We start from the raw sequence: 11,840 nt of genomic DNA on the forward strand, positions 1-11,840 counted from the left end.
CGGAACAGGCTCTTTCCTTTTGATTATTCATTTATGGTGATTCCAGAAAGTTCACGGTCTTTCTTTACCTTTTCCAATTCCGAAATCGTGACCAGTTGATATCCTTGGTCATTCAGTTGTTTGATGATTTTTCCTGCAGCCTGGGCGCTAGTTTGATAGATATCATGCATTAATATGATACTGCCATCTTTGGCTTTGCTCATCACTTTGTTTACGATTTTCTTTTCATTGCGTTCTTTCCAATCTTCGGGATCGACATCCCAAAGTGTGACTTTCATATCCTCCATGTATTCACGCACATTATTGTTAATCGCTCCATATGGGGGACGGACGAGATTGGGCTCAGCACCTGTAGCTTTTTCTACAGCGTCTTGGGTCTTTTCGATTTGACTTTCAATTTTGTTCTTGCTTAAGCGAGTCAGCTGCGGATGATCCCATGAATGGTTACCGATCTCATTTCCTTGCTGCAGCATTTTTTGCAGAACTTCCGGATAGTGCTGAACGCGGCTTCCAATTACGAAAAACGTCGCGTGTCCATCATACTTGTTCAGGTCTTCAAGAATGGACATGGTATGACTTGGATGTGGCCCGTCATCGAACGTCAAGGCGATGACCTTTTTTGAAGGGTCGATCCATTCATTTTGCACGGGCAGTTTGGCGACGATATGTTTCGGCTGCCATTCCTTTACATGATCCTCATTCAAATCTTGACTTTGATATGAATCTAGCAAACTATCTTTAAAAAGTTCCTTCTTGATGGCTATTGTATGGGTCTTAGTTGAATCATCAGTCTTAATGTAGAATACAAGCGTATTTTTCAAGACTGAAAAAGAATTGAAGTTGGCTGCCTTCAGTTTGTTTTCCTTTTTAATGAGACTGTTTGAAATGCCTTCTTCTTCCTTCTTCGTCAACTCTTCAAAAACAATATCGGATAAAACGGATAAATAATCAGTATCCGTGGCAAAGATGTCTTCTATAGAGAGCTTTTGCTGAGATGGAATATCATAAGTGAAGATCTGGGATCCAGACTGCTTCTTTCCTTCCACTTGCTCATATTTATCGAAGGAAATCGTAATGGTCTGTTTGCTGAAATGGAGGATCGTATAGGTGAGGTTAAGCTCGGAAGCTTTTCCGTCGGATGCTTTCCATTTCTTTTCATAATCTTTAATTTCTTTCTTTATGTAGGCTTCTAGCTGCTTGTCGATATTTTCTAAATGCAGAACGGGCCTGCTGGCTGAATATCCGCCTTTCGTATTATCTTTCACATACGTTTGTATATCGGCTTCAGGGTAATTTTTATCGGTTGTATAGGCTGAAACGGTTCTTTTCTTATCAAAAGCAAGGCTTTTGATGGCTAACCCCAATGTTCCCACAGCAGCTGTTAGACAAAATAGAAAAATAAAGACTTTTTTATAATTTACCATGATGCACTCCACCTCGATAATCATTCTACTATATAGACGCGCCAAAAGCCTTAAAAGTTTGTAAAAATTTTCATTTTTTTATATTTTTATATTTCCTCGTTCATTTTCAAACTTTTATGGCTCCACCAACGTCTATCCTTTGTACCCAGGATACGTAATTTATATGTAAGGAGCTCTATCATGCAATGAAAAATCTAGATATGAATCAATTAATGGCGGCCCGGATAACCGAACGGCAAGATAATTTGTACAGACTTGCTTTTTACTATGTCAAAAATCAAGAGGATGCCCTTGATATCGTGCAGGAATTAATCAGGAAAGCGCTAGCCTCCAGCAGCAAAATCAAAGACGCTGTTTCTATAGATAGTTGGTTATATAAGATCATCGTCCGAACGGCATTGGATGTTTTGCGAAAGAAAAAGAAATGGACCATCGCCGATGACGAAACAATAGAATACTTACGCAGCGGAAGATCACTATCCTGATCTGGATTTGCAAAAGTCCCTGGAAGGACTTTCGGTCAAGTACAAAACGGTAGTCGTTCTCCGTTTCTTTGAGGACCTGAAGTTGGAAGAGATAGCGGAAGTGCTGGAAGAGAACGTAAGCACGATTAAAACGAGATTATATAAAGCGCTGCAACTATTGCGGATCAACATGACTGAACGGGAGGAAATGAAAAAATGGAAAAAAAATTAAAAGATCTGCGGGAAGAATATCTTAAAACACCGATACCAAAGGAATTGAATGATGTCGTTCAAGCAGCCTTGAATGAAAAGTCCAGAAGGAAGCCAAAAGGGTTGGCAAGAATATCCTCGTGTCAGCGGCTGCAGCTCTTCTGATTGTGACAGCTTCCGTAAACATCAGTCCGGCAGTGGCAAAAGCCATGAGTGATATTCCCATAGTCGATAAGGTCATCGAAGTGATTACCTTCGTCGAATGGAAAGAAGAAGCGAATAATTCGTCGGCAGTAATCAAAACACCTGCTATATCCGGTCTGGAGAATAAACAGCTCGAAAATAGCTTGAATGATAAATACTTATCGGAAAGCAAGCAGCTTTATAAGGAATTCACGGACTCCATGTCAAAACTGAAGGAAGGGGAAAAGGGTAATATCTCGGTGGAAAGCCGATATGTGATATTGACGGATAATGTAACGATTTTATCGGTACAACGTTATACGGATACGATTCAGGCTTCCAGTTCTACAGTAAGTCAATTCGATACAGTCGACAAGAAAAACGAAGTGCTATTAACGTTAAATAGCTTATTTAAAGATGATCGCTATCTTCAGGTAATCAGTGAGAACATCAAGGAACAGATGAAGCGGCAGATGAAGCGGCAGATGGCAGAAGATCCGGAAAAGATATATTGGGTCGAAGAGGATGATCTTACTGCCTTTAAAGGCATCGATGAAAACCAAAACTTTTATATAAACGAAGATGGCAAGCTAGTCATCGCCTTTAACAGCTATGAAGCTGCGCCTGGATATATGGGGGCCGTCGAGTTCATCATCCCGACAAATGTGCTGTCAGACCTTCTTTTGTGGGCGATCAATATATCCATTAAAACGAACTTATTTGTAATTCTTATGACAGGAGGGAGGTTTTTAAAACGGGGACCTCACAATACCATTAAAAAAGACGAACCAACGTTACTTAATCACAGTAACCTTGGCTCGTCTATTTTTTGATCGAATTTCATCTGATCCAGCTCCAGCCTCATTTTTTCCGTCTCCATAAGAAAGTTTTCATGTTTTAGTTTTTCAAGTTCCAATTCAACTTGTAACATATTGTGTTTGATTTTTGACTGTTTTTCGAAATGATTTGTCAGTAAGCGGATTATGGGGATGGAAAAAATCAGCACAACAGTTATGATCCCGAGCATTATGGTGCCTCTTCATTTTTTGTTATATCTATTATACGGTGTATATAGCGGTTGTGGTTGGGTTTTTTTTCAAAATGATTCTCTCTATTTTTCCGAATCTCATTGGATGTGCATGGAAACCAAAGTGATTTGAAACGTAATACCATTGGTGAAGTTAGGGCAATATATCATTGATGAACGCTCCCTATTAGACTAGAAAGAATATTTTTTACTGGGGAATGCGAAATTTTGCTTGCATGGTGGAAAGCACTTCTATTTACTTTGAAATTAATTATTTAAATATAATAAATATTTGTTTACAACAATAAAAATAAAAGTTATTATACAATAATAAAAGGAGGGCTAGGTATGGCAACGATAAATAAACAGAAAATTGTGGATAGTGTACCCCAAAAAGGTTTTTTTGGAAACCCAAAAGGACTATTCACCCTTTTCTTTACTGAGTTCTGGGAGCGTTTCTCCTATTATGGCATGAAGGCCATTCTTGTTTACTATATGTATTACGAAGTTTCTAAAGGGGGACTAGGTCTTGATGAACCCACAGCCCTTGCCCTTGTATCCATCTACGGATCTTTAGTATATATGTCAGGAATAATTGGCGGATGGCTCGCCGATAGGATTTTCGGGACTTCAAAAGCCGTATTTTACGGTGGTATCTTGATCATGCTCGGGCATATTGTCCTTGCTGTACCAGGCAGTCTCTCCATGTTCTTTGTTTCCATGGTGCTCATTGTTCTGGGTACTGGTTTATTAAAACCGAATGTTTCCAGCATAGTCGGTGAAATTTACGCAGAAAATGACGAACGCCGGGATTCCGGTTTCAGTATATTCTATATGGGTATCAACATGGGTGCATTCCTATCACCGTTTGTTGTCGGTACAGTCGGAATGGACTACAGCTTCCATCTTGGTTTTGGACTTGCAGCAATTGGTATGTTGATTGGACTCATCGTCTTTGTTACAACAAAGAAAAAGAACCTGGGCCTGGCTGGAACTCTTCCTGCTAACCCATTATCACAGGATGAAAAGAAAAAAGTATTCACTAAATTGGGGATAGCTGCACTTATCATAGCTGCCATCATCGGCATCACTGCTTCTGCAGGCATCTTAACGATTGAAACCTTCATTAATCTCGTAGGTATCCTAGGGATCGTTATTCCGACCCTTTATTTCATTTTCATGTATCGCAGCCCGAAAACGACTTCTGTTGAACGTTCCCGCTTGATTGCCTATATTCCTTTGTTTATAGCAGCCGTCATGTTCTGGGCGATTCAAGAGCAAGGTGCAACTATATTGGCAAGCTATGCAGACAAACGGACACAGTTGAATTTTGCAGGATTAGAAATAAACCCGGCATGGTTCCAATCTTTGAACCCTTTGTTCATCATTACCCTTGCACCAGTATTCGCCTGGTTATGGATTAAACTAGGAAAGCGTCAGCCGACCATTCCTCAAAAATTCTCAATAGGTCTACTGTTCGCCGGCTTATCATTCCTGGTGATCCTGCTTCCTGTTTATTTCGGTGGATCGGACGCATTAGTCAATCCGCTATGGCTTGTACTTAGCTATTTCCTTGTAGTACTTGGAGAACTTTGTTTATCTCCTGTTGGACTTTCAGCAACTACAAAATTGGCTCCGGCCGCATTCTCGGCACAAACGATGAGCCTGTGGTTCCTGGCAAGTGCAGCAGCACAAGCACTGAACGCACAAATCGTTAGATTCTACACACCTCAAACCGAAATGGCTTATTTTGGCGTGATCGGTGTTGCTTCAATAGTCCTTGGACTGGCCCTGATGGCCTTATCACCAAAGATTCAAGGGTACATGAAAGGCATTCGCTAACACTTAGCAAGCAGTAAAAAAAGATGACCTCCGAAAAGGGTCATCTTTTTTGTCATACCTCGTGCCCTTGCAACTTCCTGAATGGGTGCTATATAGATAGATTCCAAAAGTGATCAGTGGAATTTTAGAAATGATACGGTTCTGCTGAATTTGTAACAAAGTTTTCTTAAGAGGAAACAGATTGAAGGTTTGCTAGTATTGGTCCACCAAAGGTTACCGCCATTTAACGATTACGCCGCAAAACATGAATTGTATATTTTGATGAAATATCCTTTATAGGACTGCTCTTTTTCCGGTTGTAAGAACCTTTTCCTTTTTTGTTTTTAATAATGCGGGTGGAGGGGTCAAACCCCAACGCATGCGGCTATTTGTCATTTCACCTATCGTTTTCTTATTGGTTTTATTCGTTTTAGTCATTGTATATATTCCTGCTTTCATAGTTATTTGAACAAAGTTTTAGCTTTGCACACCTTTGTTTTTACTCGCAATAATTGAAGCCGCAATTGCAAAGGGAAGTAAAAAGAAAGCCAGTATTCCATATCCAGCTCCTTCAAACCCTCCGATGTTCACAAAACCAATGTAAAACAAAATAATTGAAGTTATAACGGTTAATATGCCTGGTAAAAGCCTTACAAATAAAGATAAATGTAATTTCCTAAACCACCACGCTAAAAGTATTACTAATATTCCAGGGACACAAGCAACTAGGAGTGGAACTCCCAACATCATTTTGTAACCAAATCATTATGTAAATATTACTATAATAAAGTTAATTTTTTCTTGGGTTTTATTTAAGGGATGAAAAAGACAGCAGGAAGTCGCTAAGGGAGGGAAATAAAATGTGAACATATAGGTTAAAGTAGGTTTAATCTAGTTGGATTCATGGGAGGCGTATAGGCAAAACCCGTGAGGTGATACTTGAGGGTTTGTAAAATTCGAACGTTGCCTCCAGGCACTCGCTTTCCGCGGGCGGTCCGGGAGCCTCCTCGGCGCTCTTTGCGCCTGTGGGGTCTCCCTTGGACGAGCTTTCCCCGCAGGAGTCTCGTCCTTCCGTTCCAATCAACTAGAATGTTTTTTTAAGAAAAACTGTAGCTGGTCTCATCCCGAACCATGTTTAAGATTAGTTTATACTTTATGGTTTTTTCCTATTTTATAATACTCTTACTAAATGGAAGAAATTTGCGACACTCCTGCCGAATAACTGGCTAGCCGAGACCCCACAGACGCTTGCTTTGATGCGGCTTGGCAGACAGTCGGCGGAAAGAGAGCGGATTTCTGAAATGGACTGGAATTTTTTCGAAGAAAAAAACTGTAGGCAAACTCGCTTTTCTCGAATTGTCTACAGTCTGAGAACACTTTATTAGCGATCAGCCTTTTTCTTATCAAAATCTCCAAATAGCCAACTAAAAAGTAAAATAAATGCTACGAAATAGAATGCATATCCTAAATTCCCTGACCACACTATCGGTTGGCCACTGAAGTATTGCAGACCAGAGTTAGCAAGAAACATGAGTATGAGACCCACTATAGAACTTATGAAAAATCTTTTCTTTGTTATCGCCATACTGCAAATCCACTCCTTTGCTTATCCAGTTTACAATAAATATCCAATCATTTACATCAATGATTATTAAAATTAGTCCATTAATGGTGCGTAATGAAGAAGCGGATAGGGATGAATGTTATTATTTATATGGCACTCGATTTTTCAAAAGACAGGAGTTAAAAATGAAACGTTTACTTGGAATATGCATATCCATGCAAATGACTTTCGTGCTGCTTTTCATCTCGGGGATTACACCAATGTTGAATTCCTATGTTGGAGCAAGCATTTATTTGATCATTGGGTTTGCAAGTCTGGTGATCAGCTTATATTTAGCAGGTAAGAAATTTCTCTTGGGCATTTCGTTTATTGCAATCATCTTTTCCTTGCTTATCATTTGTTTCACCATTTTCATTTATTTCTTGCCTGAAGCCGGGATGCCGCCGGAAATCCCTTTGTTTGAGTAGAGTGACATCATCCAACATTTCTCGGAAAAAAAGGGCATCCCATCGAGGATGCCCTTTCTGATTCCATCAAATCCTTGATGGAGATGATCACAATAGCTGCGCTTAAAAAAGGCTGTTTAAACATAAGTATATAAAACTTCCTCAGATTCAACATCTTTCTCTTCTTGGTAGCCAAAGTGATATCTTTGGTATATGTACAATATCTGTATTTTTCTTCACGATGTCCCCTACAAAGAACTGAAGGAACGGGATGAGCCCTGCTCATCCCGTTCTTTGTGAATCAGTTTGCTGCTGGGATCAATCCTTTATGAATGGAGACCTCCTGAATGGCACGGTAGACGGTTTCGACCATGAAATCGAGTTCCTTTTCTGACATGGAAAGAATCGGCATCATCGTGATGACTGGACCAAGTTCCCGGATGATCAGGCCATTTTCCCGTGCTGTATGGATGATTCCGGAAACGACATTCTCTTGGAGGGTGAACGTTTCTTTTGTTTGGCGGTCTTTAACGATCTCCACTCCAATCATGAAGCCGCGCTGGCGGATATCGCCGACTATCGGAAGTTCGTATAGCGCTTGCAGTTTTTCGGATAGGTATTTTGATTTTTTCTGGATGTCTTTAATGAGATTGCGGCTTTCCATTAGCTCGATATTCTTCAGGGCCAGGGCACAGGCTAGCTGATTTCCTGTATAGGTGTGGCCGTGATAGAAGGTTTTATGTTCTTCACGTTCTCCCAAGAAGGATTGAAAGATCTGCTCGTTCATGATGGTGGCTGCGAGTGGCATATATCCCCCAGTGATCCCTTTGCCCATACACATGATATCCGGAACGACATCTTCCTGTTCGCAGGCAAACATCGTTCCGGTTCGACCGAATCCAACGGCCACCTCATCACAAATTAAGAGGATGTTGTACTTTTTGCATAATTGTTCGACTTCTTTCAAAAAGCCTGCCGGATGGGTTATGATGCCTGCCGCACCCTGAACTAGCGGTTCGATGATCAATCCTGCAATTTCCTCTGATTGTTCTTGCAGTAACTTCTCCAGTTCCTTCAAGCAATGGGTTTTCACCGCTTCTTGATCTCCATACTCAGTCATGTGATAGGCATATGGTGAAGGGGCGGAAATCCGTTGGAATAAGAGTGGCTTAAAGATTCTATGGAATAGATCCATTCCGCCAACACTCACGGCACCGACAGTATCGCCATGGTATGCTTCGTCAAGGGAAACGAATTTGTTTTTATTCCGATGCTTGACGGGATCGATATTCTGCCAATATTGATAAGCGACTTTAAGGGCGATTTCCACAGCAGCAGATCCCGTGTCAGAGTAGAAGACTTTCGATAAATGACCAGGAGTGATCTCTGCAAGTTTTTTTGCCAGTAAGATCGATGGTACATTCGCAGATCCCAGCAGTGTGGAGTGCGCGACTTTATTCACTTGTTCAATAAGGGCGCCATTTAATTCCGGCTCGTTATGCCCGTGCACATTCACCCATAATGAAGCATAGCCGTCCAAATAGCGTTTGCCATCCACATCAATCAAGTAGCTGCCTTCCCCGCGCTCGATGATCAGCGGTTTACTTTCCCGATACGTTTTCATTTGTGTGAACGGATGCCATACATATTCCTTATCCCATTGCTCTAAATCCTGACTGTTCATGCTTGGAACACCTCTTTCAGTTGTTGGGTATAATCTAAATCACCAAGTAAATCAAGGATGCAGATCCTCAAGTCTTTTCTAACATCCGCCAGTGTTGGGATGCAGGCGAGGCCATTCAGCCCTGTCAGCTTTTCAATGGTTTCGATATTGTCTTTATGAATCCGATCCTCTGACCGGTAATGGTTATACAAAATGGTTTTCACGCATATATCATGGATTTGGGCATACGAATGCGTCGTCACGACATTATGAATCGCCCCTAAACCGCTTGTAGATACGAATACGACAGGCATGCCGCAATCTCTTATGAAATCCGCCGTCATATAGAAACCGTCGGATCGTTCAATGAGCGGCACAGCCAATCCGCCAGCACCCTCGACTAATACGATGTCATACATATCCTCAAGTTCATGAACCCTTTCCACGACTTTCTTCTCATTAATTTGCTTTCCGGTCAATTTAATCGCCAAATGTGGGGAGGTTTCAGGTTCCAGTGTGTAAAACCCTGATTCCTTTACACCGAGTTCCTGCTCAAACCAAGATATGTCCGGGTATGTATTGTTTTCCTCATTGATTCCAGTTTGAAATGGTTTGAATATCGTGACGCTTTTTCCCAATGTTTGAAGAGACAGATAGAGTGCGCTCGTGACGATGGTCTTTCCAATATCCGTGCCAGTTCCGGTTATAAAGTAGGCTTGGCCCATGGATGATTCAGCTCCTTTACGTTTATATATCTTGCAATGCGCGGACGTACTTGTTGAATGATGACAGCGCATAGAATGCACAGCAGTAGATCACCGGGGACAGGTAATAAGAAGCCGTAAAGAATCGTTTGGTTGATTGAAAGCGGCGTTTCCACAATCCACTTCATTGCACCATACAGCCAGATGCAGCCAAAGAAGTAAACAGTCAGCAAAGAGGCAGCGTTAGCAAAGAATATGGAACGAATCGTGGAGAGGGAAAACCGGCTGATCAGCCATCCATTTACATAGGCTCCCAGTATATACCCGAGCAAATAGCCGAAAGTGGGTTTGAATATATAGCCGAATCCCCCGCCTTCAGCAAACACGGGCACCCCGACAAGTCCAATCAAGACGTAGCATAACTGACTGAGCATCCCGAGCCGGGGCCCCAATAATGCGCCTGCCAAATAGACTGCCAGAATTTGCAGTGTGAATGGTATGTATGGGATAGGTATCTTAATAAAGGCGCCAATGGCAGTTAACGCGGTAAAAAGGGCCACATAAGAAATCGTCCTTGCTTTCAAGTTTTTAACCTCCTTTTTTAGAGATGCCAGCATAATGCCCACTATTAGTTTGCCTGATTCCCATTTTATATGTCAACTAATTTATCGTTTGGTTAACATATGAAATGCCAGTTTTCTCAGGATTTAAAGAACAGACTAGGAAAATATTGAAAAAAGACCATTGAATAATATTTTGTTTGTATGTTATTATTCTATCGATATGTTAACGTAAAAAAAAATAGGTTAACAAATTAAAAGTTCTATTTTGTCGGGAGAACTATTTATATCACTTCATTGCCAGGCATTGTTGATCTTGCTCCTTCCAAGGTATTACATAGTCACGGAATCAATAAACCAGCGATTTAGCATGTGCAAAATTATCCAATCGGTTCCAAGAGGTTCCGGTAATTAATCGCGGAAGATTCACGGGAAGGAATAAACAACATTAAAAGAAAAGAGGGATTAGGTTTGGAAACATTGGTAAGGGATTGGAAGATGTTAGCGGAGAACGTTATCAAAGGATATAAAGTGACGGAGGAAGAGGCATTATCCATCGTACAAGCCCCAGACGAAGAGGTTTTGGAAATTTTGAATGCAGCCTATCTCATACGCAAGCATCATTATGGGAAAAAAGTTAAATTAAATATGATCATCAATACGAAATCAGGATTATGTCCTGAAGATTGCGGTTACTGCTCACAGTCGATCGTGTCGGAGGCCTCGATCGATAAATATGCTTGGCTGACTAAAGAAAAGATTGTCGAGGGAGCGCAAGAATCAATTCGTCGCAAAGCGGGTACCTATTGCATCGTTGCGTCTGGCCGTCGTCCGACCAACAGGGAAATTGATCATGTCATTGAAGCGGTAAAAGAAATCCGTGAAACGACAGACCTTAAAATCTGCTGCTGTTTAGGTTTCCTGAATGAGGAACATGCAGGCAAACTTGCGGAAGCAGGCGTCCATCGCTACAACCACAACTTGAATACATCACAGGAAAACTACAGCAAAATTACATCGACACATACATATGAAGACCGGGTAGATACAGTCGAGGCTGTGAAAGATGCCGGAATGTCCCCATGTTCTGGTGCCATTTTCGGTATGGGGGAATCTGAGGCGGAAGCGGTGGAAATCGCTCTATCCTTACGCAGCCTTGATGCAGATTCCATACCTTGTAACTTTCTCAATGCAATTGACGGAACGCCACTTGAGGGAACTTCCGAGTTGACCCCCACTAAATGCCTTAAATTGATTTCGATGATGAGATTCGTTAATCCGAGTAAAGAAATCCGTCTGGCCGGCGGTCGTGAGGTCAATCTCCGTTCCATGCAGCCCATGGCACTTTATGCAGCCAATTCCATCTTCGTTGGCGATTATTTAACGACAGCTGGTCAAGAACCCACAGCGGATTGGGGAATCATCGAAGACCTGGGATTTGAAATTGAAGAATGTGCTCTTTGATAAAAAAGATTATAAAACTTTCTTTTTTGAGAAATACTATATAGATATAAAAAAAACACCCTTAGGGTGTTTTTTTTTAGTTTGTGACAAAAAAGTGGTTTCGGAATGGTCTTACCCCCGATTTTAAAACAAGACTAGATTATCCTTCATGTTTTTTCTGTAAGAGAGCTAATGGTCGTTCAACCTTTACAAAAATAAAAAAATGATTGATAAGTGAAAATAATGAAAAAAAAATGCTAAATTGTAAGGAGAGGTTTTTTAATGAATTACCTGAATACAATAACATTTGCTGCATTGTGGTAAATGATAA

Annotated in this window: 10 protein-coding genes and 2 pseudogenes; 5 read left to right on the forward strand and 7 right to left on the reverse strand. The window is 41.0% G+C overall.

The window, feature by feature from the left end:
* Positions 1–23: 23 nt before the first annotated feature.
* Positions 24–1,424, reverse strand: coding sequence for a polysaccharide deacetylase family protein (locus QFZ73_RS14710; RefSeq protein WP_307267401.1), 1,401 nt, complete (start codon positions 1,422–1,424; stop codon positions 24–26).
* Positions 1,425–1,609: 185 nt separating this feature from the next.
* Between QFZ73_RS14710 and QFZ73_RS14715 the strand changes: the two are divergent.
* Positions 1,610–2,120: pseudogene (locus QFZ73_RS14715) on the forward strand (sigma-70 family RNA polymerase sigma factor).
* Positions 2,105–2,990, forward strand: a pseudogene (rsiV, locus tag QFZ73_RS14725) (anti-sigma-V factor RsiV). The pseudogenes QFZ73_RS14715 and rsiV overlap by 16 nt, the downstream one beginning before the upstream one ends.
* A 93-nt stretch (positions 2,991–3,083) precedes the next feature.
* Here rsiV and QFZ73_RS14730 read toward each other — a convergent pair.
* Complete coding sequence (locus tag QFZ73_RS14730) at positions 3,084–3,308, reverse strand: hypothetical protein (protein ID WP_307267411.1); 225 nt, start codon at positions 3,306–3,308, stop codon at positions 3,084–3,086.
* 348 nt (positions 3,309–3,656) lie between these two features.
* On the opposite strand from QFZ73_RS14730, the gene QFZ73_RS14735 reads away from it, so the two are divergent.
* Complete coding sequence (locus QFZ73_RS14735) at positions 3,657–5,150, forward strand: peptide MFS transporter (protein WP_098936406.1); 1,494 nt, start codon at positions 3,657–3,659, stop codon at positions 5,148–5,150.
* Between the two features lie 223 nt (positions 5,151–5,373).
* On the opposite strand, the gene arfA is transcribed toward QFZ73_RS14735, so the two are convergent.
* Complete coding sequence (gene arfA / locus QFZ73_RS28940) at positions 5,374–5,505, reverse strand: alternative ribosome rescue factor ArfA (RefSeq protein WP_373458938.1); 132 nt, start codon at positions 5,503–5,505, stop codon at positions 5,374–5,376.
* Between the two features lie 101 nt (positions 5,506–5,606).
* Positions 5,607–5,876 (reverse strand): YesK family protein, encoded by a 270-nt coding sequence (locus tag QFZ73_RS14745; protein ID WP_307267419.1) that lies wholly within the window; start codon positions 5,874–5,876, stop codon positions 5,607–5,609.
* A gap of 1,002 nt (positions 5,877–6,878) precedes the next feature.
* Here QFZ73_RS14745 and QFZ73_RS14750 point away from each other — a divergent pair.
* On the forward strand, positions 6,879–7,160 hold the full coding sequence (locus QFZ73_RS14750) for a hypothetical protein (protein ID WP_307267422.1): 282 nt from the start codon (positions 6,879–6,881) through the stop codon (positions 7,158–7,160).
* 280 nt (positions 7,161–7,440) lie between these two features.
* Here QFZ73_RS14750 and bioA read toward each other — a convergent pair whose 3' ends face one another.
* From bioA to QFZ73_RS14765, 3 genes are read right to left on the reverse strand one after another with little or no spacing between them, the layout of a single operon-like run.
* Positions 7,441–8,823 carry an adenosylmethionine--8-amino-7-oxononanoate transaminase gene (bioA, locus tag QFZ73_RS14755; protein ID WP_307267426.1) on the reverse strand — a complete coding sequence of 461 codons (1,383 nt, stop codon included), beginning with the start codon at positions 8,821–8,823 and terminating at the stop codon, positions 7,441–7,443.
* Positions 8,820–9,527, reverse strand: a complete 708-nt coding sequence (gene bioD, locus QFZ73_RS14760; protein ID WP_307267430.1) for a dethiobiotin synthase — start codon at positions 9,525–9,527, stop codon at positions 8,820–8,822. The genes bioA and bioD overlap by 4 nt, the downstream gene beginning before the upstream one ends.
* Entirely contained in the window at positions 9,506–10,090 is a 585-nt protein-coding gene (locus QFZ73_RS14765; RefSeq protein WP_307267433.1) for a biotin transporter BioY, read from the reverse strand. Before QFZ73_RS14765 ends, bioD begins: the two co-directional genes overlap by 22 nt.
* A 474-nt stretch (positions 10,091–10,564) precedes the next feature.
* On the opposite strand from QFZ73_RS14765, the gene bioB reads away from it, so the two are divergent.
* Positions 10,565–11,530 carry a biotin synthase BioB gene (gene bioB, locus QFZ73_RS14770; protein WP_307272788.1) on the forward strand — a complete coding sequence of 322 codons (966 nt, stop codon included), beginning with the start codon at positions 10,565–10,567 and terminating at the stop codon, positions 11,528–11,530.
* Positions 11,531–11,840 lie beyond the last annotated feature (310 nt).

Origin of the sequence: Peribacillus sp. V2I11 (genome assembly GCF_030817135.1) — a bacterium.
Lineage (GTDB): Bacteria > Bacillota > Bacilli > Bacillales > DSM-1321 > Peribacillus > Peribacillus simplex.

What these genes read in the sequence shown, in the direction of transcription:
- bioD (WP_307267430.1), bottom strand. Translation starts at nt 9,527, where the DNA reads ATGGGCCAAGCCTACTTTATAACCGGAACTGGCACGGATATTGGAAAG.
- QFZ73_RS14710 (WP_307267401.1), bottom strand. Translation starts at nt 1,424, where the DNA reads ATGGTAAATTATAAAAAAGTCTTTATTTTTCTATTTTGTCTAACAGCT.
- QFZ73_RS14745 (WP_307267419.1), bottom strand. Translation starts at nt 5,876, where the DNA reads ATGTTGGGAGTTCCACTCCTAGTTGCTTGTGTCCCTGGAATATTAGTA.
- bioA (WP_307267426.1), bottom strand. Translation starts at nt 8,823, where the DNA reads ATGAACAGTCAGGATTTAGAGCAATGGGATAAGGAATATGTATGGCAT.
- QFZ73_RS14730 (WP_307267411.1), bottom strand. Translation starts at nt 3,308, where the DNA reads ATGCTCGGGATCATAACTGTTGTGCTGATTTTTTCCATCCCCATAATC.
- QFZ73_RS14750 (WP_307267422.1), top strand. Translation starts at nt 6,879, where the DNA reads ATGAAACGTTTACTTGGAATATGCATATCCATGCAAATGACTTTCGTG.
- bioB (WP_307272788.1), top strand. Translation starts at nt 10,565, where the DNA reads ATGTTAGCGGAGAACGTTATCAAAGGATATAAAGTGACGGAGGAAGAG.
- QFZ73_RS14735 (WP_098936406.1), top strand. Translation starts at nt 3,657, where the DNA reads ATGGCAACGATAAATAAACAGAAAATTGTGGATAGTGTACCCCAAAAA.